Below are 20,944 nucleotides of genomic sequence, written 5' to 3'. Positions count from 1 at the left end.
AAGGCGACCTTGAGGGCGTTGATGGCCCTCAAGGCGACCTTCAGGGCACCCAACACCGGCCCAACGCACCGCGGCGTGTCACGCCTTCCGTGTCGTGAAGGGAAGCACGAGCCGGGACTGGTGGGTGGCGTCGCGGTACACCTTGTGGCTTGTCGCGCGGCCCGACGGCAGGTGCATGGCCTCCGGCGGCAACAGCGAGTTGTGCGTGTCGGCCAACGGCTCATTGCACGAGAGCTCCACCTCCAGCCGGTGTCCCGGCTTGAAGGCGTTCGCGAAGGGGTACAGGCGCACCACGTACTCCTCGATCTTCCCGGGGTCGACCGGGACGGAGCGGGTGTGCGGGTGGTACGGATTGCCCTCGGTGGTGCGGTCGTCGAGCTCGCGGTGCGAGGCCTTGAGGTAGCCGGTGGTGACGAGCTGGCGCTTCCCGTCGGGAGCGGTGTCCCACAGGCGCAGGATGAAGTTCGTGTCGTCCGTGTCGATCTCCACGAACAGGTGGGCGGCGCCGGTGCCGATCATCTCCGTCGTTTCGTGGAACGGCTCGGTGGACCAGCTCAGCACCTCGACCTGGTCCGTCACCGTCAGCGGTGCCTGGTAGAAGCCGTCCGGAGCGGCGAACTCCGTGCCCAGCGGCTCGGGCTTCACCGAGAGCTTGCGGCGCGGGCGCAGGTAGAGCGGCCGGTACTCGACTTCGTTTGGCGGCCACTGCTCCGAAGTCGTCCACTGACGGGTTCCCTCGACGAACGCGTTGACGGCCGGCTCGTCCATCACGCCGTTGTCGATGCCCTTCAGCCAGTGGTCGTACCACCGGAACATGTCGTCGTGGACCTCGTGGAACGGGCGTTCCTGCATGGGCGGGTAGGGCAGCAGGTCGAGCTTCTTGGGACCGCGCAGCGCCTCGAACAGCTCGATGCTGCCGTCCACGGTCCAGCCGCGACCCCAGTTGATCTGCACGTACACCGGGATGTCGATCTTCGGGGCGAGCGTGATGGGGTTGCGCTCTTCGTAGTACTCGCCATCCAGCTCGTTGAGGATGATGTCGTACCACAGCTCGCGGTTTTTGGGGTAATAGAGGACGTGGGCCAGATTCGGCCATTTGACGACGTCCGGATCCGCGAGTCGCGCTTCGACGCGCTCGGCCAGTTCTTCCGGAGAGAGTTCCTCCTGCATCCGGGACTTGATGTTCGTGACGGCGATGCCGGAGTCACCACCGCGGCCCTCGCGCGCCGCTCGCGGCATGAACCAGAGGATGCCGCCGTGGTAGGAGGTCTCGTAGAAGTCGTAGTGACCGCCGCTGACGAAGATCGCCTTCAGGTGGGGCGGGCGCTCGGCCGCGGCGAGTACCTGCATCGACGCGAAGTAGGAAACCCCCACCATGCCGATGTTGCCGTCGCACCAGGGCTGTTCCGCGATCCACTCGATGAGGTCGTACGCGTCCTGGCCCAGGGGCACGCCCCCGGCGTTGTAGTTGCCCACCATGACGCCGCCCGAGGCGCCGGAGCCGCGGAGATCCGCGATGACGTGGGCGTAGTCCTCCTTGACGATGCGCGCGATGTCGCCGGCCTCGAGGCAGCCGTCCCACAGCGGGCTGGGGCGGCGCTGCGGCGGAAGCATGAGCGACTGGGACTGGAGTTCCTTGCCGTACGGGCTCATGGCCAGGAGCACGGGCCGCGGCTTGTCGTCCACCCCGTGGTAGACGTCGGCGGCGAGGGAGATCCCGTCCCGCATCGGGGCCCGGAGGTCCTTGCGGATGACGATCTTCTCCCCGCCCGCCTCCCACGTCTTGAAATCGGCCATCAGCGCGCTGCTCCCTTTTCAACGTTCGAATGCCAGGTGTGCCGCTGGCGGACGCTCCTCGGAGCGTGACTTAAGCATATTATTATAATAAAATCCAGGTTGCAACCGAGGAGCCGGCGTGGGCCCCGAGCGAAGGAGAGACAGCGATGACGCACGACGTCGACATCCACCCCCTGTGGTCGCCATGGGGACGTTTCGGTCTCTACAGCTTTTTCATCGACTCGCCCGAACCCGCCATCGTCGACACCGGGATCGCCTCGTCGCCCGCCGACGGGATGGTTCCCGCGCTCGAGAAGCTCGGTCGCGGCATCGAGGAGGTGCGCTGGATCCTGCTCACCCACGGCCACATCGACCACCTCGGCGGCGCGCACGCCCTGTGGGAGCTCACCGGCCGGCGCGCCCAGGTCGTGATCCACCAGGCCGACGCGCACCTTCTGCGCTCGCGCCGCGCACACGTGGACAGCTACGCGGACGTGCGGCAGCGGTACCTGCACGACCCGAACGGAGTGGAGAAGCAGACGAAGATGGCGGCGGAGGTCATTTCGGGCGAGATGGAGCCGGCCGTACTGCTCAACGGCGGCGAGACCCTCTCCCTCGGCGGGGACGTCACCGTCTCCGTGCACAACCTGCCGGGGCATACGGCCGGATCGGTCGCCTACGTCGTGGACGGGCAGAAGTCGGTCTTCGTCGGCGATGCCGTGCAGATCCACGGTGCCGCCAACGGCTTCCCCGGCTACGAGGACCCTGCCGCCTACCGCGCGAGCCTGCGGTACCTGCGCGACGAGATCCGCCCGCGGGAGCTGTACCTGGGCCACCCGTACCGGGGCGCCGACGGGGTCCCGTACGACGTCCGGCTGGACGGCGAGGGGGCCCGGCGTGCCCTGCAGGAGGCGCTGGACATCGAAGCCCGGATCGACGACGTCGCCCACCGGTACCTGGAAGAGGGCCTGCGGGAAACGGACTCGGTGTATTCGCCGTTCGCCCGGGTGGCCGAGGAGCTCGGCTACGAGGGCGACCCCACGCTGGAGCCGTCGCCGTTCTTCACCACGCTTCACGGGTACCGGAGCCGGTTCGAGAACGCCTGAAAGAGCAGGACGGCGGCACGCATTCTCGAATGCGTGCCGCCGTCCCCTGGTGCCGTACGAACACCTCACGGAGCGGACGTCACGGCTTCCTCGAACGCGGCGTCACCGTCGCGCCCCTTGCCGATCCTGGTGGCGGTCAGCGGGACGAACAGGAAGGCCAGTGCCGCGATGATGCCGGGGACGGCGAAGAACAGGAAGTTCGTCTCGACCGGCAGTCCGAGCGTCAGGAGGATCCCGCCGAACGTCGGCCCGGCGATCGCGCCCAGCCTGCCGACCCCCGATGCCAGCCCGATGGCCGTGGAGCGCATGAACGAGGGGTAGTACTGCGACACGAAGGAATAGGAGATGTTCTGCGCGCCCATCGTGCAGGCCCCGGTGATGGCCGCCAGGAGCAGGAGGACCGCCATCCTGTTGCCGAATCCGAGCAGCGCCAGCGACACCGCCGCGATCAGGAACATCGGGATGAGGACCCTCTTCACCCCCCAGACGTCGGCGAGCTTGCCGAGGAGCAGGGTTCCCGCGATCGCCCCCGCGTTGAGCACGATCATGAACGTCAGGCTGGAGCCCAGGGCGTAACCGGCCTCGACCATCAGGTTGGGAAGCCAGGTCGTGAGTCCGTTCACCATGAGCAGGCACATGAAGAAGGCGATCCAGATCATCACCGTGCCCACCGCGCGCCGGCGGGTGAACAGCGCGCCGACCGGAGATCCGGATTCCTTGGCCAGGGCGCCTTCGAGTTCCGCGTCCGCGGGAAGGTCCGCGCCACCGTCCGCTTTGGACAGAACCGACCGCAGGGCGCCGAGCCGCCCCCGCTTCAGGAGCACGGCCGGGGAGTCGAAGAAGTACTTCAGCATGAACGGCAGGAAGAGCAGGGGGAGGAAGGCGGCCCAGTAGACGCTCTGCCAGCCGAACGCGGGGATGAGGTAGAGGGCGGCGACGGCGGCCAGGATGCCGCCGATGGAGAAGAAGCACATCACGATCGCCACCATGCTGTTGGCCAGCCTCTTCGGCGCGTAGTCGGTCAGCATGGCGATGACGGCGGGCAGGATCCCCCCGATTCCCAGCCCGGCCAGCGTCCGGAAGATCGAGAAGGTGGCCGGTCCGGAGGCGAATCCGCACAGGGTGGTCGCCACGCTGAACAGGATGACGCTGGCGGTGAGGATCCGCTTCCGGCCGAACCTGTCGGCGAGGATCCCGAAGAGGACGGCCCCCACCATCATGCCGAAGAACCCGTAACTGCCGATGGCCCCGGCCTGGACCTTCGACATGGCCCACTTCTTGATGAGGACCGGCAGGACCGAGCCGTAGGTGACCAGGTCGTACATGTCGAAGGTGATGACGAAGCAGGCCCAGAACAGCATTCCGAAGTGGAAGCGGGTGAATCTGGCCGAGCCGAGGTGGTCGTGGATGTCGATCCTGGTCATCTCGACCGTCCGGCATTGTTCCGATACATCGTTGTATCTCCGTTCCTTGAAGGTTCCCCGACTCGCGGCGCCGATCGGCGTTGCGGAGGGTTCGCGCGACCCGGCTCAGCGCCGGTTCAGGAATTCGCCCGCTTCCTCGAAGGCCCGGTGGTATTCCGGGATCCAGCCGAAATTCGCGACGAATCCGTGGTTCGCGCCCGCATAGCGGCTGATCGTGACGTCCACCCCGGCCTCCTTGAGCCGGTGACCGTAAAGTTCGCCCTCGTCACGCAGGGGGTCGTACTCGGCGGTGACGACCAGGGCGGGAGGCAGGCCGGAGAGGTCCTCGCGCCTGACGGGGGAGACGAGGGGATCCGCCGGATCCGCACCGCTGTCGAGGTAGAAGCTGTTGAACGGCTTCAGACCGGCCGTCTCGAGGCCGTACCCCTCGGCGTTGTCCCGCAGCGACGCATAGCGGTCGACGTCGAAGTCCAGGTCCACGGAGGGATAGAACAGGACCTGGTGCGTGATGCGGTCGAATCCGTCGTCGTGCGCCATCGCCGCGACGACGGCCGCGAAGTTGCCGCCGGAGCTGTCGCCCGCGACCGCGAGGTTCCCGCCGTCCCACTTCAGGTCCTCGCCGTGCTCGGCGGCCCACCGGAGAACCCCGTAGCAGTCCCGGAGTCCGGCCGGATACGCGGCCTCGGGGGCCAGGCGGTAGCCGACCGAGACGACCTTGTGTCCGGTCTCCTTCGCCAGAGACCGCGCGACGCCGTCGTGCGTCTCCAGGCTGCCCAGGAAGAACGCACCGGCGTGGAAGTACACCAGCAGGCCGTAGGAGTCCGCCTCGGCCGGCGTGTAGATCCGCACGGGGACCTCGCCCGACGAGGTCACCGCGATGGCGTCCTCGACGGCATGGAGGGGAAGGCGGTCTTCGAGCGGCGGGACCCGCGCCGCTTCGGCGGCGCGCAGCGCCTCCGGGTCCGGCGTCGCGCCGTGGTCCAGCGGAGGAAGGGCGGCGAGCACCCTGGCAATTTCGGGGTGCAGGCTCATGCTCTCACCTGTGCCGGTCACTTGATCGAGGACTTCTCGGGGAAGGCCGTCCGCACCGACTGCGCGTCCCACGATTCACGGGAGATGCGCTGGAGCGCGTCCGTGTCGGGCTTGCGCGTCGCCTGGTACAGGGCCAGTGCCTCGCGGAGGGAACCGGCCTCCAGCAGGGCGTCGGCGAGCCCGCCGGCGTCCTGGATCGCCTGGTTGGCGCCCTGCCCCTGGTGGTGCAGCATCGCGTGGGCCGCGTCGCCCAGCAGCGCGACGCAGTCCGAGTGCCAGGTGTCGACCGGGTCGATGTCGAACACCGCGCGGCTCGTCACCGTGTCCATGTCCAGGTTCCGCGTGATGTTCACGAGCCGCTCGTCGAAGCCGTCCACCAGCGCCACGAGATCGTCCCTGGTGACCTCGGGCGCCCAGGAGTCGTCGTCGGACAGGGCCGTGATGTCGAAGGACACCTGGTTGCGGTGGCGCAGCGGCAGGAAGTAGATCATCGTGCCCCGGTCGTCCATGTAGAGCCGGAGGTTGTCGTCGACGTCCAGCCCGTAGGTGTCGCCGGAGGAAACCACCGCGCGGTGCGCGTGCGCCCCCGCGAACACCGGTTGGTTGTCGGAGAACAGCTGGTTGCGCACCACGGAACGGATGCCGTCGGCACCGATCACCAGGTCGGCGGTGACCTTCTTCCCGTCGGCGAAGGTGAGCGTCGCGGCTTCGCCCCGGTCCTCGATGGCCGTCATCTTGTGGCCGATGTGCACCATGTCCCCGGGGAGGAGCTTCAGCAGGGTGTCGATGAAGTCCCCGCGGTGGATGAACCGGGTCTTGTTCACCTGGGCGTAGTCGTGGATCTTGGGCCATTCCTCGCGCTGGATGACCTCCCCGGTGGCGGTGAGGATTTCGAAGTAGTCGCTCGGCGTGCTCACCGCCGCGATGGCGTCGAAGATCTCCCACCGGCGGAACAGCTCCACCGTGGGCGGACGGAGGCCGATACCGGCACCGACCTGCAGAATGGCGCTGGCCTGTTCGTACACGTGGACGTTCGCGCCGAGCCGGCTCAGTGCCACCGCCGCCACCGCACCGCCGTATCCCCCGCCGACGATGGCGACCTCGAGATTGGCCAGTTCCGAAGACTTCATGGTTCTTTCGCTTTCTCACATCGGGCGCTTCTTCGCGCCGTGGGGAAATGGGGTGACCGGTCGGGGATCAGTCGTGGATGGTCAGGAAATCGGCGGGGTTGTCCTCGAGCAGTTTCTTGATCGTCGCCTCGTCCAGCCCGGCGGCGCGCAGGTCGGGCAGGAGATCTTCGAAGAGGTAGTTCACGGTGTGCCCCTTCACGCCCGGCCAGCCCAGCGGGCTGCAGTTGGCGTCGGCCGAGACGAGGGCCTGGTCGAGGAAGCCCTTGCCGAGGAAACCGAGGAAGTGGTCGAGGCGCTCACGCCGGGGCCGGGCCCAGAAGGGCGGGTCCTCCAGTTCCGTCTCGTAGCCGAAGGTGTCGAAGCCGATGCGGCCCCCGCGCCCCGCGATCCACGTGTCGGGGGTGTTCGGCGCGTTCACGCCGTCGTCGGCGTGCCCGAACAGCACGCGATGCAGCGGGAGTCCTTCCTCCTCGAAGATGGCGACCGCGGGTTCGACGTCGATCGCCAGGTGGGTCAGGATCGGCACCCCGGTCGTCACCGCGGCGCGGGCGGCCGCGCGGTAGATACGCTTGTCCAGGTCCGTCATGCGCCCGCCCCGGCTCACGCCGACCTTGATCACACCGGCGCGGCTGCCGGTGTCCCCGATGCCCACGGTGATCTCGTGCACGAAGTGCCGGGTCAGGTAGTCGACGGTCGCCCTGGCGAAGAACGGCAGCGCGGTGTCACCGCCGACGAAGCCCGTGCAGGCGACGATGTGGACGCCGGTCTTCGCGGACAGGGACCGGTAGTAGTCGATGTCGCGGCCGTTGCAGATGCCGGTCGCGTCGACGAAGGTCCCGCCGCCGTACTCGTGGAACTTCCGCAGCTTCGGGACGGTCTCCTCGTACCGCTCCTCGGGCGTCTTCCACCACTTGGTGTCCAGTTCGGAGCCGGGCATGCCGTACCCGATGTGCTCGTGGACGGCCACCACGCCCAGTTCTTCCGCGGGAATCGGCCCCAGGACGGTGTTTACCCTCGACATGGTCTCACTCCAGAAAGTCCGAAAGAATCGGTCGGCGTCGGCTGCTCAGCGCAGGGTCAGCAGGTCGCGCGGGTTGTCCACGAGGATGCGCCGGGCGTCCTCTTCGCCGAGCCCCAGGGATTTCGCCAGGGGGACGAACGTCGAGGAGACGTAGCCGTACGGCAGGTCGTAGGCGGGCTGTCCCTTCGCCACACCGATCGCGTTGCCCGACAGCAGGATCCGGTCCCCGTGGCCCGCCCCGACCAGTTCGAGCACCAGTGCGGCGCGCTCGCGGTCGGTGACGTACGCGCCGTCGTCGTCCAGGCCGACGTGGTCCAGGGCGACGTAGGCCCCGCGGCGCGCGATCTCGAGGGGAGCGCCCGCGGCGACGGCGTCCTTGCGGTCGAGCCCGCCGACGACGACGCGGTCGGCCGGGAGTTTCTCGTCCAGGACGACGCCGAGGTCGTGGACCGCGTCGCCGCCGTACCGGAGGGAGACCGCCACGCCCGTGTTCAGTGCGGCCCTGGCCGCGCCGCGGAAGAGGCTCTCGTCCGTCGCCGTCATGCCCTCGCGGGTCGCGGCGGTGGCCACCAGGCCCGCGGCGCCCCGCCGCTCCACGCGCGGGACCACCATGCCCTCGGTGATCTCCTTGGTGAAGAGATCGGCGAACTTCTCGGCGGGCCACGGCGTCGGCGGATTGGTCTGCGGCGTCAGGAAATAGCCGCCGAGCAGTTCCTCGGGGCCCATGCCGGTGGACGCGACGATGTGCACCCCGGTCGAGCGCGAGAGCGCCTCGTACAGCTTCACGTCGCGGCCGTGGAACATGCCCGTGCTGTCGACGATGGTCTTCCCGCCGTGGCCGCGGAAGTCCGTCAGCTTCTTCGCCAGCGTCTCGAAGATTTCGGCGCGGTCCATGGTGACGTCGAACGCGTACTCGGCGCCGGGGACCACGGAGAGCAGGGCCTCATGGACCGCGACGACGCCCAGGTCATCCGCGGGAACGGGGCCGAGAACGGTGTTGACGGTCTTGCTCTTGGCGGTCTGTGCGCCCGTCATTGGACGTCCTTTCGTCAGCGTCGTGCCAGCACGAACGTGGCGCGCTGGGGGCAGTGCACCGTGGAGCCCGACGTCCGCTCATGCGCCTTGGCCCACTACCTCCTGAAGATGGCCCATATATTGATATATTGTAATACTAAAGTCAAGCAGGGCTGCGCGGCGGCAGTCCGCCCCGGCGGCCTACCGGCTCGTGACGAACCGGTACTTGAACTCCTCGGCCCGGTGCACCGCGGAACGCCACCCCGCGGGCAGACCGCCGGTCGCGAAGAAGATCGTCTCGATGACGAGCAGCGGACTCCCTTCGCGAACACCCAAGGTCGCGGCCTGGCCGGCGGTGGCCGCCGTCGCCCAGGCCTCGTGCTCCTCCCGGTCGAGCGTCATGCCGAACCTTCTCGACAGCAACTCGAAGGCGGAGCCCTCGTCCTCCAGCTCCCCGGCCGTGGGGCTGAAGTCCTCGGGGGCGCGGAGGTAGACGCTGGCCTCGATGAGAGGCTCGTCCTCCACCAGGATCAAGCGGTTGAAATGCAGGAGCCGCTCGTGCTCTTCGAGGCCGAGGCGGTGCCGGATCCGGGCGGGCGGCTCCACGCGTTGGATACCGGACACCTTCGACGCGGGGTGCAGGCCGCTGTCGGAGAGGTACTGGTACAAGGCCCCCGGCCGGACGTCGGCCGGCCGCTGCACCCGGGCGCCCGGAACCGGGAACGTCCCCTTGCCCTGCCTGCGGTAGACGTACCCCTCGACGGCGAGTTCCTTGAGTGCCTGGCGGATGGGCGCCCGGCTCACCTCGAACCGGCCGAGCAACTGCTCCTCGGTCATCGGCTTCCCCGGATCCGCGACCCCGTCGGCGATCTCCGCCCGCAGAATGTCCTTGATCTGCCGGTACAGGGGGACCCCGGAGGAGAGATCGAGTTCGCCGTTCGCCATGAGTCTGCGGGTCCTCCACGTCGTCGGTCATGGGGTTGCTGTTCAGGCAGTCAAGCACAGCGTGCCGCAAACGCGGGCAATGCCCGGGCGGCACCCGCGGCGCCACCCGGAATCGGGGTGCGCCAGGCCGAGGTGGACGCGGGGACGCGGCCGGGCGCGCCGAGTGTGGAGTTTGAGGGACGGGAACTATTCGCTTGCTACAGGAAACCAAAATTCGTCCGCAATCGATATAGACCTGATCGACTTTTCTGTTCGAAACTTTCCCTGATTGTGTGAAGCTGTTGGCGGTGTGTCGCGGATACGATGGTGAGGTGATCGAAAACTGGGGGTTTTCCGGGCCCGATCCGGAACTGTACGACCGCATCGCCGACCTCGACCGCGATAGCAAGATATCGCTGCTGGCTGCCGCCGGGCCTGTTCGAATGCTTACCAGGCGGTGAAACTGGCCGTGATGGCGGCGTGGAGGTGATCCGGATCCCCGGCTTGTTCAGCACACGCCAGGTTCTCGTGCGTGAACTCGGCCAGTGGCGGTGGAAGCCAGAGAACAAATCGCACCTGGGCGCTTCCCTCGGTCTTGTCATGCCGGAATTCACCACCACGACGGGACTGACCGTCAGCGGCCGGTACCACCCCTGCCGCCCGAACGGCCGGCGCTGGCAGGAAGCCACCGGCGCCATGGCCCGGCTCGTCCCAGGCCACCCGGCCGCGGAGTGACAGCCCGCCCGGTCTCGGTCATTGCGAGAGAAGTCCAGCAGCGCGAGATCACTCCGTGCGCAAGCCCCGCATCAGAAGGTCGAGCATGCGCTGGGCTTGGTCGCGCTGGCCGGGTTCGCGGCACACCAGGAACACCCCCAGCAGGCTGGCGACGACGTCCTCGGCGAGTACGTCGTCGCGCAGAGTGCCCGCCGTGGCACCGGCCTCCAGGATGGTGCGGACGGCGGCGCCCAGCTCCTGACGTGCGGCGGCCGCGGTGACGGTGCCGGACGCGATCATCGCGCGCAGGGTTTCGGCCATCTCGTGCTTGATCGCGATGTAGTCGCCGAAGCGACCCATCCAGAGCCGCAGCGCGACGTGCGGGGGGTTGTCGGCCAGCAGTTCGGCCGCGGCGTCGCACAGCCTGGTCCGCTCGGTGCGGTACACGGCCTCGACCAGCACCTCCCGGGTCGGGAAGTGCCGGTACAGCGTGCCGATGCCCACTCCCGCGGCTCGCGCGATCGCTTCCAGGGTCACGTTTTCCCCGGAGGTCATGAACTCCTGACGGGCTGCGGCGATGAGCCGTTGCCGGTTGCGCTGCGCGTCGGCACGGCCGGCCTTCGGTGCGGCGTTGACCACGGGCGGGGCTCCTCCGATCCTGCTGACCCGGATGACGCGGAGGAACCTCCGCTTCAGCTCGGTTCCGACTATGCCATGCGAGTCCTCACCGGGTCACCAGGCTGGGCGCTTCGAGCTCCGGGCCGCCGCCGTCCTCGCGGATCAGGCGAGATCCGACGAGACGACCGCGGGAAGTTCCCGAAGGTAGGCGAGCAGGGGCTCGATCGCGTCCCCGGGAAGCAGAATGGTGCAGACCATGCTGCTTTCCCTGACCCCTTCACGGATGTCGACGGACAACTCGTGCACGCTGTGGCCCCGCTGCGCCAGCGCGGCGACGAGGTTCGGGATCTCCTGGACGCCACCGACGAAGTAGGTGGTGATCCGGCGTCGCACGAGAAGCGACGAACGGGATGCGGGAATGTCCAGGGATGTGGTGATGGACATGGTAAATCTCCAGGGAGGGGAAAGCCGGTGGGAACCGGGCCAGGCCCCGAAGGAATGCCGCGTATCTCCGCGGTCGTCGGCACTGCGCGCCGGCAACCTGGATCAGCCGACGCGCCGGGTTACGACTCGCTTGGAGGTCATACGGCGCTGCACGGCGGCAGCTTACCACAGGATGCCGAGCGCTCTGCCGGTGTCGGCCGTGGCACACCAAGCCATGTCGTCGATCACGCTGCGCGCCAGCCGTTCAGGCGTCATCGGGGCCGTGGCCTCGCGCGGAACCTACGGTGCCGTAAGTTCGAGACCCGGGGCCGACGAGAGGACGAACGTGACAACACCACTCAGCACCCGGCTACTTCTTGATCTCGAACCCACGGTCGCCGCGAATCTCGACCGCCACCTCGAGGTGACCAAGGAATGGATGCCGCACGAGTACGTGCCGTGGAGCCGGGGCCGTGACTTCGGCGACCTGGGCGGCCAGGCGTGGGAGCTCGGTCAGTCGAGCCTGTCACCCATCGCCAGGACCGCGCTGGAGGTCAATCTCCTCACCGAGGACAACCTGCCCAGCTATCACCGGGAGATCGAGCGCGCGTTCGGACGGGACGGCGCCTGGGGCACCTGGGTGCACCGGTGGACCGCCGAGGAAGGGCGGCACGCCATCTGCATTCGTGACTACCTGCTGGTCACCAGGGGAGTCGATCCCGACGAACTCGAACGCGCCCGCATGCGGACCATGCAGACCGGCTTCGACACCGGCGACAAGCACCCGCTCAACGTCTTCGCCTACGTGTCGTTCCAGGAACTGGCGACGCGGATCTCGCACCGCAACACCGGCCGGTACACCCAGGACCCGGTTGCCGACAAACTGCTCGCCCGGGTGGCCGCGGACGAGAACCTGCACATGCTCTTCTACCGCAACCTGGTGACCGCGGCACTGGAGATCGAACCCAGCCAGACCCTCCGCGCCATCGCCGACGAGGTGATCGGGTTCCAGATGCCGGGCAGCATCATCCCCGGTTTCGCCCGCAAGGCCGCCTTGATCGCCAAGGCGGGCATCTACGACCTGCGGATCCACCACGACGACGTCGTGTGGCCGCTCCTGCGGCACTGGGGCGTGTTCGATCTCGAGGGCCTGGACGGTGTGGGCGAGAAGGCCCGCGAGGAACTGTCGGCCTTCCTCACCCGCCTCGACACCCAGGCCGGCCGCTTCGAGGAACGCCGCGCGCGTTCCGCGAACCGGCATTCCGTCACGCCGTGAGGTGGCCGGTTCTACCGCTGGGCCGGTGCGGTCGATTCGTGTCGCGACCGCCCGGCTGAGGGGAGGGGTTGGCGGAACAGGTTCTCGTACGAGGGCCGGGCGAGGGGACCATCGTGGTGGTGCGGCTGCTCGGTGGAGAGATGACTGAACAGTTCCTGTGCGTCGTGCGCGAGGTTGTCACTGGCCTGGGCCATGTGAAGAGTCCTTTCGGAAGTGGCGAGCCACGAGCGCCGGGCTGAAGCCGTAGTGGGCCGCCCTGGCGCGCATCGCTGGCGGGGTTTCCTGCGTCGAATACGGCAGAGGCAGCGCTGCGCACACGCGGATGGCGTGCGACCTGACCTGTGAAGAAGAGCCGGCGAACCGTGGCCGGAGAGCCATGCCGACGTGATCGTCGATGCTCGAATGGCTTCCGCTGGTTCCCACGATACACGGGTGAGCGCCCTTGCGGGCATACCCTGGTGAACATGGACGATCGCCCAGGCACCGCACCGACACCGACATTGAGCCGAGGGTTGGCCGGTTACCTGCGGGCGGTGGCCGCCGCCGTCGGGGTACCGCCCGAGGCGACCTCGTTCGAGGTCAGCGATACCGCGACCGCCTACCTGGGGTTGGCAAGGCGGTGGTCCGGACGTCCCGGTGACGATCTGATGCTGGTGTGGAGCGAGCGGCACGGGTGGATGGTCGCGGTGGAGACCGAGCCCGGGCAGGCACCGGTGGAACTGGCCCACTTCCCGGGTGCGGAGATGGTCCCGGACCCGACGGCGGTGGCCGGGTTCGTCGCCGACGTCGTCACCGGGCGGCTGTCCGGCGCTTCCTCACCGGTCTTGCCCGCCCGCGCCGGGCGCCAGGAACTCGCCGCACGCCTCGCGCAGTACGCCTGACCGGCTGGTCCGATCCGGCGGTGCCCGCCTCGCGCGGTCGCCCGGCGCCGCGGTTTTCCGCGGGCCGGGCGGTGCGTTTCATCGTGCGGTCTGGCGGTTGAACAGTCTCTTCGCCCACAGGTATCCGCCGAGGGCGATGGCGGCGCACCAGCCGAGTGCGATGATGCCGTTGCTGCCGATCGGGGTGCCCATGAGCAGGCCGCGCAGGGTCTCGATGATCGGGGTGAAGGGCTGGTACTGGGCGAACCAGCGGAGCCCGGCGGGCATCGAGCCGGTGGGGACGAAGCCGCTGCCGAGGAACGGCAGGAGCATCAGGGGCATGGGCAGGTTGCTCGCGGTTTCGACGCTCTTGCTGGCCTGGCCGAGGGCGACGGAAAGCCAGACGAGCGCGAAGGACACCGCCACGAGGAAACCGGCGGTGGCCAGCCAGGCGCCCGGGCTCGCGGTGGGGCGGAAGCCGACGAGCAGCGCCACGCCGGTCACCACCGCCAGGCCGATGATCGCCTGGATGACGCTGCCGAGGACGTGCCCGGTGAGCACGGAGACGCGCGCGATGGCCATGGTGCGGAACCGGGCGATGATGCCTTCGGTCATGTCCATCGCGACCGAAATCGCCGTTCCCTGGACGGTCGCGGTCACGGTCATCAGGATGATCGCGGGCGTGACGTAGTTGACGTACGCGGCGCGGCCGCCCGCCGGTCCGCCGAGGCCGTTGCCCAGGGTGCCGCCGAACACGAAGACGAACAGCAGCAGGAAGACGATCGGCATCCCGACGAGCATCACCGTCATCGACGGGTAGCGCAGCATGTGCCTGAGATTGCGGCGCAACATGGTCGCCGAGTCGCGCACGGCGTAGGCGGTTGTCATCGGGCGGTCACCTTTCGCTTCTCGGACTGGCCGGTGAGGGTGAGGAACACGTCGTCGAGATCGGGGGTGTGCACGGACAGTTCGCCGACCTCGATGGATTCGCGGTCGAGCCGGTCGAGAAGGGCCTTCAGCGTGCGGACGCTGCCGTCGCCGGGCACCCGCAGGGTCAGCGCGTCGGTGTCGGGGGTGGCTTGGCCGAGTACTCGCGCCGCGGCTTCGAGGCTGCCGGGATGGGTGAACTGCAGGCGGATGTGGCCGCCAGGGACCTGGCGTTTGAGTTCGGCGGCGCTGCCCTCGGCGACCACGCGCCCGTGGTCGATGACCGCGATCCGGTCGGCGAGTTCGTCGGCCTCCTCCAGGTACTGCGTGGTCAGGAAGATCGTGACCCCGTCGGCGACGAGGTCGCGCACGATCCGCCACAGGCCGCGGCGGCTGCGGGGATCCAGCCCGGTCGTCGGCTCGTCGAGGAAGATCACCCGGGGATCGCCCATGAGGGTCATGGCGAGGTCGAGTCGTCGCCGCATCCCCCCGGAGTAGGTCGCGGCCGGTTTCCCGGCCGCCTCCGCCAGGTCGAACCGGTCGAGAAGGTCCTTGGTGCGCCGGCGGCGTTCGGTGCGGCCGAGGTGGTGCAGATCCGCCATGAGTGCGAGGTTTTCTTCGCCGGTGAACAGGTTGTCCACCGCGGAGAACTGTCCGGTGACGCCGATCGCGGCGCGGACCGCGTCGGGTTCGGTCGCCAGGTCGTGGCCGTCGACGCGGGCGCTGCCCCCGTCGGCACCGAGCAAAGTGGACAGGATGTTGACGATGGTGGTCTTGCCCGCGCCGTTGGGGCCCAGCAGCGCGAAGATCGAGCCTTGCGGGACGTTCAGGTCGATGCCGTCGAGCACCGCTCTGTCCCCGAAGGACTTCCGGAGTCCGGTGGCCTCGATGGCGGGCCGGGATGCGGCGGTCATGGGGTTTCCCTTCGAGAGTCAGGCCCGGCGGACGGTGAGGTCGCCGAACGAGGTGTGGGCGTGTACTTCGACGGTCCGATCGGACGGCCGGGGCTCCGAGGCCACTTCGTCCAGCGTGTTGTGCACGCGGCCGTGCCCGGTGCTCAGGTCGAGCCACGCGGCGACGCCCTCGGCGATGCCGATTTCGATGTCCCCGGCCGCGGTCCTGAGGTTGAGCGAACCACTCTCGGCTTCGCGCACCTGGATGCCGCCGCTGGCGGTCTTGGCTTCGACGCCCGCGCCCGCGTGGCCGATGACGATGTCGCCGCTGGCCGAGCGGATCTTCGCCTCGCCAGCGACAGCGGCGAGGTCCGTGGCGCCGCTGGAGTTCTTGACGGCGGCACTGCCGTCGATCGGGCCGATGCGCACCTTGCCGATTCCGGTGGTGACCTCGGCGTCGCCCGCGACGGCGCCGACCGTGACGTGACCGGCGCCGGTGTTCAGGCGCAGCGGGCCGCAGTCGTCGACCTGGAGGTGGCCGATGCCGCTCTTGAACCGGCACTCGCCGAGGCTGCCGGTGACGCGCAGGTCGCCGATCTGCGCTTCGCCCTGCACCCGTGAACCGGCGGGCAGTTCGATGGACACGGTGATCGAGCGGTTCTTGCGGGAGAATTCGAACGGGCGGAACCTGGGCCCGGCGATCAGGAGCGTGCCGCCGGCGTACTCGACGCGGGTTTGCCGGGCGGTCTTGACATCCGATTCGTCGGACGGGTCGGCCGGGCGCACCTCGACCACGGTGTCGGTCCGGTCGCTCGCCACGATTTCGACGCGGCCGGCGCCGAGTTCGATCGTGACGGAGATGGGGGAGGGTGTGTCGAAAATGGGCATAGTGGTCCCCTCGAAAGGTGTCGGTGAAGCGTTTCCGCTGTTCGCGGACGGGTGAAAAGCTCCTAGCGGGCCCAGCCCCGGTAGCGCTGGGGTCCGGGTTTGCCCCGCGGTGGCGGGGGCTGCTCGCGGTCGCGCTGGTGCAGGGCGGCGGAGGCGACGCGCACCAGCCACGCGTTGACCGAGCGCCCCTCCCGGCCCGCTGCCTCTTCGATCGCGGCCTTCAGCTGTTCCGGGAGCCGGAAATTGATCCGCGCGGTCGCGGCTTCCTCCGTGACCGGCGTGGTGTCCACGGGTTCGGCACCCGGCTCGGTCGTCACCGGGTGCGGCGCCTCGGCGGGCGGTGGCGTCACGACGAAGTTCGGTTCGCGTCCGCGCAGGCGCAGCTCGACCGAACCGGGGGCGAGTTCCCGGGTGATCTCGTCGGTGGCGGCCGACAGCGCGTCCAGCAGGGTGAGCCGGATCGACGACTCCAGCGATCCCGCGATCCGTTCGAGCAGTTCCCGGACCTCGTCGCCCCCGCCTTCCGCCAGGGACGCGAAGTCGCGGCCGAGGCCGTCCACATACTTGCTCAAGTCCATGACGCCATCATGGCGCCATTTGGCGCCACCGTCAAGCAAGGATGGCGTCAGATGGCGCCAAGGGGTGGGTGCAAGCAGGACAGTGAGGACAGGCGCCCTCGGTTCAGGCCGCGCGCAGGTGGTCGCGCAGGGTCCTGGCGACGCGCGCCATGAGGATTTCCGCCTCGGGCTGGACGGCCGCCGGTACCCGCGATTCGGTGAGCGCGGCGATGGCGAACCTCGCGCCGTCGGCGTGCTCGACGACACCGACCTCGTGCCGGAGATTGAGCAGTGTCCCGGTTTTCGACGACCACTTCGTGGCGTCGGAGGCGAATTCCGGTGCGAGCCGCTGCCGCAGCAGATTGCCCGCCATCAGTTCCCGCACCCGGGCGGACACCCGTTCGTCTATTTCGGACGGCGTCCACAGTGCTTCGAGCAGCGCGGTGAACGCGCGGGCCGATCCGGAGTTGGCGCGGGTGACGTCGAGCTGGGGGACCGGGTGCCCCCGCCCGGCCGTCGTGGCCCCGATGGCCAGGGAGTGCGCGAGGTGCACCTCGGCGGGCTCGAAGCGTGCGGCGGGGGTGTCGAGGAGGTCTCCCAGCGGATGCCGCACGGTGATCCCCGAAAAGCCCCAGCTCCGCAGCATCCGGGAGACCTCGGCGGGCGGGGTCAGGGCGAACAGCGCGTCGGACGCGGTTCCGTCGCTGATCGCCATGGTCAGGTACAGCAGGTCGTCGAGCGCGATGCGGGCGGGATGCCGGAACCGGGTCAGGCCGGTCGGCCCGGGCGCGGTGACCCGGCCGGGCCGGACGTCGACCGGGGTCGATCCGTCGAGTTCGCCTCGGCGGATCCGCTCCAGGGTGGCCGCGGCGAGCGGGATCTTGACCAGCGAAGCGCTCGGGAACTCCAGGTCCGGCTCGATGCCGATCTCGTGCCCGGTCCGGAGGTCACGGACCAGGAACGAGCCGTGCAGCCCGCCGTCGTCCAGCTCGTCTTTCAGCCGCAGGAGCAGTGCCTCGGTGTTCACTGAGCCTCTCCGGGTTCCGCGGCGCCGAGACAGCGCGCGATGCCCGGCCACAGCTGTGTGCGGAGACGGTGGGCGTCGTCGCCCAGCCCGGCCACGACGTCGAAGCCGCGCGCGAGCTGGGTCTCTCCGATCGGCCGCCACGCCAGGCCGAGTTCCCGGGCCTGGTCCGCCGAGCACAGCAGCAGATCCGCCGAGCACAGCACGCCACCGGCCGCGGAACTGAGCGAGTCGGCGACGGCGACCTGCGCGGGCCGCAGCCCCACCGAGTCGCGGATGCGGAACATCCGGTCGCGGATGGGGGGAACGTCGTCCTCGGGCTGGATCCACACCCGGCGGGCCGGGCGGCCCGAGCGGCCGGGGCGCAGGGACTCCAGGTGGATCACGGCGGCCGACGGCTCGACCGCGCTCGCCAGTCCGAGCGGGAGGGTCCAGATGCCCTCGTCGGCGGGGACCGCCACGAGGGCGGCGCGGACCTCGTGGGTGCGCACGAGTTCGGCCCGTTCGCCCGGCAGGGCGAGCCGGAATTCGAGGAAGAGGTCGAGGGAGCGGGCCTCGGCGTCGAGTTCGGCGAGCCTGCGGGTCGTGCAGATGTCCGGCACCGCGAGCCGCAACGGGCGCAGCTTGGCCCGTTTCGCGTCGTGTTCCATCGCGTCGGCCAGCCGCACGAGGCGCTTGGCCGTGGGCAGCATGTCGCGTCCGAACGGGGTGAGCCGCGCCCTGCGGGTGGACCGGTCGAACAGCCGCTCCCCGAGGTGACGTTCCAGCGCCGCGATGCGGCGGCTCGCGACGGGCTGGGGGATGCGGGCGAGGGCGGCGCCCGCGGTGAAACTCCCGGTCTCGCTGACGCTCACGAACGCCCGGCAACCGCCGATCAGGTCCACGACCACACCTTATGCCATTTCAGCATCAAACCGTCCCAATCCGTCTTGGACAGCATGACCGGTCCCGGCGAGACTGCGCTTACCCGTCGATCTCGCAAAGGAAAACTCGCGTGTCCGTGCATTTCCACCGAAACGTCCTGGCGGCCGTCGCCGCGCTGGCGATCGCTTCGCTCGCCGCGTGTGCGGCCCCCGCACCCGCCCCGGCACCGGCCGCCACCTCGACCGCTGCACCGGCCACCGTCCAACCCACCGCCGGGCAGCAGGACTTCGAGCGGCTCGAACGGACCTTCGGCGCCCGGCTCGGGGTGTACGCGGTGGACACCGGGACCGGCCGGGAGGTCGCCTTCCGGGCCGACGAGCGGTTCGCCTACGCCTCCACCCACAAGGTGTTCAGCGCCGGTGCCATCCTGCGGCGGACTCCGGTGGAGGGGCTGGACCGGACCGTGATGTTCGGCCAGGGCGACGTCGTGTCCTATTCGCCCATCACACAGAAGTACGCCGGTACCGGGATGCCGCTGCGCGCGGTGCTCGACGCGGCCCTCCGCTACAGCGACAACACCGCCGCCAACCTGATGTTTCGTGAACTCGGCGGGCCCGCCGGGCTGACCGCCGCGCTGCGCGCCATCGGGGACGCGACCACCAGCCCCGACCGGATCGAACCCGCGCTCAACGAGGCCGTGCCGGGCGACCCCCGCGACACCAGCACACCGCGCGCCATGGCGGCCAGCCTGCGCGCGTTCACCCTCGGCACCGCGCTGCCCGAGGACAGGCGAGCCGTCCTCGTCGCCATGATGCGCGCCAACACCACCGGCGCCACACTCGTCCGGGCGGGCGTGCCCGCGGACTGGCAGGTCGCCGACAAGACGGGAGCCGCCTCGTACGGGACGCGCGACGACATCGCGGTGGTCTGGCCACCGCAGCGGGCGCCGATCGTGCTCGTGGTCCTGTCCGACCGGCAGGCGAAGGACGCCGCCTACGACGACAAGCTCATCGCCCAGGCCGCGACCTCCACCGTCGCCGCTCTCCGCTGAGCCGCCCCTGGCCGTGACGCTGGGGGCCGGGGCGGGATGCCCTGATGGTGGCCTTCAGGGTCATCAACGCCCTCAAGGCCACCTTGAGGGCACACCCCCTGGTCCCGCGAGTGCCGTTCCCCGGTCGGCACGCGAGAGGGCGGCTCAGCGGAGTCGGGCGCAGGCGGGGCACGGGGCGGCCGGCGGCGGGGCGCCCCGTGCCTGCTGGTGGCAGGTGGAGACCACCAGCAGCACCACGAACAGCATTCCCACGAGCAGCAGGCACCCGCTTCCCTCACGGGGTTCGCGGGCCGAGCCGGGTTTCTTGCGCATCGATGCGGGTACCGGCGCGGCTCAGGGGTGCCGGAGGCGCTGCATGATCAGCGGGATGAAGTGGTCCATGTCGGCCTGCAGGCAGGCGAACTGGGCGTGCTTGCCGGTGCAGCCGGTGGCCCAGCCGCTGCCGTCGCCGTAGTCGGTGAACTGGAACGGGATGCCCGCCGCGGTCAGGTACCCCGCGGTCACCTTCGCCGTCTGTTCGGCCCCGTTCTCGACCACCGCCTGCACCGGATCGACGGTGAGGTTCCCGCCATTGCCGGTGTACATCGCCACTCCCATGTCCCGCAGCGCACTGACGTGCTGGGCCGGGCTTTCCGCGTTCCACACCCCGTCGAGCGGCCAGACCGGCGGGCCGAAGATCGCGTCCACGGAGGTGGTCGGCGTGCCCGAGGCCGGGTCCAGTTCGGTTTCCACGACCGCCGCCCGCTGCCCCTGGTTGAGCAGGTCGAGTCCGCCGGAGAAACTGCCCACGTAGCTGAACAGGTCGGGCCGGTGCTCGGCGTAGTGGAACGCGCCGAAGCCGCCCATCGAGTGGCCGACGATGGCGCGGCCCTCACGGGCGGGGATGGTCTTGAGGTTCGCGTCGATCAGCGGGATGAGCTGGTCGAGGTGGAAGGTCTCCCAGTTCTGCGGGCCGAGCGAGCCGGGGTTGACCCAGTTCGAGTACCAGCTGCGGACCCCGTTGGGCCACACCGTGATCAGCGGCACCCCCCGCGTGGAATCCTCGGTCATCCGCAGGTTCGCCACGGTGTTGGGCAGGTCCCGGTTGCCGTGCAGGCCGTACAGCACGGGGTAGCGGGTGGCGGCCGCACCGTCGTACCCCTCGGGCAGGGTGACCATGATCACGTGCTGCCCGGCGGTCTGGCCCGGCACCAGCGTCGGGTTCGGCACCTGGCCGGAGGTCACCGCGAAGGTGAAGGTGCGGTGGGCGTCGTCGGCCCAGGCGGGCTGGCTGACCACGGTCAGGCCGAAACCGCTGTCGAAGCGCGGCGGGTCGGCGGTGTCCGCGCTCGCCGCGGGCGCGGCCGCGACGGTCATGGCGAGGGCGAGGCCGACCCCCAGTACGGCCCCGGCCCGCCGTAGCGGTCTGAAACGGGTTCTCAT

24 protein-coding genes are annotated in these 20,944 nt (G+C 69.4%); 6 read left to right on the top strand and 18 right to left on the bottom strand.

The genetic code is table 11. The features are described 5' to 3' along the window. Window positions 1–78: 78 nt before the first annotated feature. The gene (locus ORV05_RS27475) at window positions 79–1,797 is read right to left on the bottom strand and encodes a CocE/NonD family hydrolase (protein WP_268754894.1); all 1,719 of its coding nucleotides are present in this window, start codon (window positions 1,795–1,797) and stop codon (window positions 79–81) included. 146 nt (window positions 1,798–1,943) lie between these two features. On the opposite strand from ORV05_RS27475, the gene ORV05_RS27470 reads away from it, so the two are divergent. Continuing rightward, on the top strand, window positions 1,944–2,882 hold the full coding sequence (locus ORV05_RS27470) for an MBL fold metallo-hydrolase (protein ID WP_268754893.1): 939 nt from the start codon (window positions 1,944–1,946) through the stop codon (window positions 2,880–2,882). A 65-nt stretch (window positions 2,883–2,947) separates the two neighbouring features. Here ORV05_RS27470 and ORV05_RS27465 read toward each other — a convergent pair whose 3' ends face one another. The 6 genes from ORV05_RS27465 to ORV05_RS27440 all read right to left on the bottom strand — a co-directional run bounded on the left by ORV05_RS27465 (window position 2,948) and on the right by ORV05_RS27440 (window position 9,448). Further along, entirely contained in the window at window positions 2,948–4,306 is a 1,359-nt protein-coding gene (locus ORV05_RS27465) for an MFS transporter (RefSeq protein ID WP_268754892.1), read from the bottom strand. A 105-nt stretch (window positions 4,307–4,411) separates the two neighbouring features. Next, window positions 4,412–5,338 (bottom strand): alpha/beta hydrolase, encoded by a 927-nt coding sequence (locus ORV05_RS27460; protein ID WP_268754891.1) that lies wholly within the window; start codon window positions 5,336–5,338, stop codon window positions 4,412–4,414. Between the two features lie 17 nt (window positions 5,339–5,355). Next, window positions 5,356–6,468: an FAD-dependent oxidoreductase gene (locus ORV05_RS27455; RefSeq protein WP_268754890.1), complete on the bottom strand. Its 1,113-nt coding sequence runs from the start codon at window positions 6,466–6,468 to the stop codon at window positions 5,356–5,358. A 67-nt stretch (window positions 6,469–6,535) separates the two neighbouring features. Next, window positions 6,536–7,489 carry a phosphotriesterase family protein gene (locus ORV05_RS27450; protein WP_268754889.1) on the bottom strand — a complete coding sequence of 318 codons (954 nt, stop codon included), beginning with the start codon at window positions 7,487–7,489 and terminating at the stop codon, window positions 6,536–6,538. Between the two features lie 45 nt (window positions 7,490–7,534). Further along, window positions 7,535–8,524, bottom strand: a complete 990-nt coding sequence (locus ORV05_RS27445) for a phosphotriesterase family protein (RefSeq protein WP_268754888.1) — start codon at window positions 8,522–8,524, stop codon at window positions 7,535–7,537. A gap of 180 nt (window positions 8,525–8,704) precedes the next feature. Beyond that, on the bottom strand, window positions 8,705–9,448 hold the full coding sequence (locus ORV05_RS27440; RefSeq protein ID WP_268754887.1) for a GntR family transcriptional regulator: 744 nt from the start codon (window positions 9,446–9,448) through the stop codon (window positions 8,705–8,707). Between the two features lie 311 nt (window positions 9,449–9,759). On the opposite strand from ORV05_RS27440, the gene ORV05_RS27435 reads away from it, so the two are divergent. Together ORV05_RS27435 and ORV05_RS27430 are read left to right on the top strand one after the other, a co-directional pair. After that, window positions 9,760–9,888: a hypothetical protein gene (locus ORV05_RS27435; RefSeq protein ID WP_268754886.1), complete on the top strand. Its 129-nt coding sequence runs from the start codon at window positions 9,760–9,762 to the stop codon at window positions 9,886–9,888. 139 nt (window positions 9,889–10,027) lie between these two features. Next, window positions 10,028–10,162, top strand: coding sequence for a hypothetical protein (locus ORV05_RS27430; protein WP_268754885.1), 135 nt, complete (start codon window positions 10,028–10,030; stop codon window positions 10,160–10,162). Window positions 10,163–10,210: 48 nt separating this feature from the next. Here the strand turns inward: ORV05_RS27430 and ORV05_RS27425 are convergent, their stop codons facing one another. Continuing rightward, window positions 10,211–10,780, bottom strand: a complete 570-nt coding sequence (locus ORV05_RS27425; RefSeq protein WP_268754884.1) for a TetR/AcrR family transcriptional regulator — start codon at window positions 10,778–10,780, stop codon at window positions 10,211–10,213. A 141-nt stretch (window positions 10,781–10,921) separates the two neighbouring features. Continuing rightward, a complete protein-coding gene (locus ORV05_RS27420; protein WP_268754883.1) occupies window positions 10,922–11,203 on the bottom strand; it encodes a hypothetical protein in 282 nt (93 codons plus the stop codon). A 325-nt stretch (window positions 11,204–11,528) separates the two neighbouring features. On the opposite strand from ORV05_RS27420, the gene ORV05_RS27415 reads away from it, so the two are divergent. Next, window positions 11,529–12,458 (top strand): acyl-ACP desaturase, encoded by a 930-nt coding sequence (locus tag ORV05_RS27415; protein ID WP_268754882.1) that lies wholly within the window; start codon window positions 11,529–11,531, stop codon window positions 12,456–12,458. Window positions 12,459–12,469: 11 nt separating this feature from the next. Here ORV05_RS27415 and ORV05_RS27410 read toward each other — a convergent pair whose 3' ends face one another. Beyond that, window positions 12,470–12,652 (bottom strand): hypothetical protein, encoded by a 183-nt coding sequence (locus ORV05_RS27410; protein ID WP_268754881.1) that lies wholly within the window; start codon window positions 12,650–12,652, stop codon window positions 12,470–12,472. Window positions 12,653–12,922: 270 nt separating this feature from the next. Here ORV05_RS27410 and ORV05_RS27405 point away from each other — a divergent pair, with 270 nt between their 5' ends. After that, complete coding sequence (locus tag ORV05_RS27405) at window positions 12,923–13,339, top strand: DUF6292 family protein (RefSeq protein WP_268754880.1); 417 nt, start codon at window positions 12,923–12,925, stop codon at window positions 13,337–13,339. A gap of 78 nt (window positions 13,340–13,417) precedes the next feature. Here the strand turns inward: ORV05_RS27405 and ORV05_RS27400 are convergent, their stop codons facing one another. The 6 genes from ORV05_RS27400 to ORV05_RS27375 form a co-directional block, all read right to left on the bottom strand. Next, window positions 13,418–14,206, bottom strand: a complete 789-nt coding sequence (locus ORV05_RS27400; protein ID WP_268754879.1) for an ABC transporter permease — start codon at window positions 14,204–14,206, stop codon at window positions 13,418–13,420. Beyond that, window positions 14,203–15,159, bottom strand: a complete 957-nt coding sequence (locus tag ORV05_RS27395) for an ATP-binding cassette domain-containing protein (protein WP_268754878.1) — start codon at window positions 15,157–15,159, stop codon at window positions 14,203–14,205. The genes ORV05_RS27400 and ORV05_RS27395 overlap by 4 nt, the downstream gene beginning before the upstream one ends. A gap of 18 nt (window positions 15,160–15,177) precedes the next feature. Beyond that, window positions 15,178–16,026 carry a DUF4097 family beta strand repeat-containing protein gene (locus ORV05_RS27390; protein ID WP_268754877.1) on the bottom strand — a complete coding sequence of 283 codons (849 nt, stop codon included), beginning with the start codon at window positions 16,024–16,026 and terminating at the stop codon, window positions 15,178–15,180. 62 nt (window positions 16,027–16,088) lie between these two features. Further along, the gene (locus ORV05_RS27385; RefSeq protein ID WP_268754876.1) at window positions 16,089–16,604 is read right to left on the bottom strand and encodes a hypothetical protein; all 516 of its coding nucleotides are present in this window, start codon (window positions 16,602–16,604) and stop codon (window positions 16,089–16,091) included. 103 nt (window positions 16,605–16,707) lie between these two features. Continuing rightward, entirely contained in the window at window positions 16,708–17,610 is a 903-nt protein-coding gene (locus ORV05_RS27380) for a serine hydrolase (protein WP_268754875.1), read from the bottom strand. Beyond that, window positions 17,607–18,497, bottom strand: coding sequence for a LysR family transcriptional regulator (locus ORV05_RS27375; protein WP_268754874.1), 891 nt, complete (start codon window positions 18,495–18,497; stop codon window positions 17,607–17,609). The genes ORV05_RS27380 and ORV05_RS27375 overlap by 4 nt, the downstream gene beginning before the upstream one ends. A gap of 110 nt (window positions 18,498–18,607) precedes the next feature. On the opposite strand from ORV05_RS27375, the gene bla reads away from it, so the two are divergent. Next, a complete protein-coding gene (gene bla, locus ORV05_RS27370; protein ID WP_268759916.1) occupies window positions 18,608–19,522 on the top strand; it encodes a class A beta-lactamase in 915 nt (304 codons plus the stop codon). A gap of 144 nt (window positions 19,523–19,666) precedes the next feature. Here bla and ORV05_RS27365 read toward each other — a convergent pair whose 3' ends face one another. Together ORV05_RS27365 and ORV05_RS27360 are read right to left on the bottom strand one after the other, a co-directional pair. Continuing rightward, window positions 19,667–19,834 (bottom strand): hypothetical protein, encoded by a 168-nt coding sequence (locus ORV05_RS27365; protein ID WP_268754873.1) that lies wholly within the window; start codon window positions 19,832–19,834, stop codon window positions 19,667–19,669. A gap of 21 nt (window positions 19,835–19,855) precedes the next feature. Continuing rightward, window positions 19,856–20,944: an alpha/beta hydrolase gene (locus ORV05_RS27360; RefSeq protein ID WP_268754872.1), complete on the bottom strand. Its 1,089-nt coding sequence runs from the start codon at window positions 20,942–20,944 to the stop codon at window positions 19,856–19,858.

Origin of the sequence: Amycolatopsis cynarae (genome assembly GCF_026802195.1) — a bacterium.
GTDB lineage: Bacteria > Actinomycetota > Actinomycetes > Mycobacteriales > Pseudonocardiaceae > Amycolatopsis_E > Amycolatopsis_E rhizosphaerae.
The sequence above is the reverse complement of the archived record's forward strand: the minus strand, read 5'-3'. Positions and strand labels throughout refer to the sequence as shown.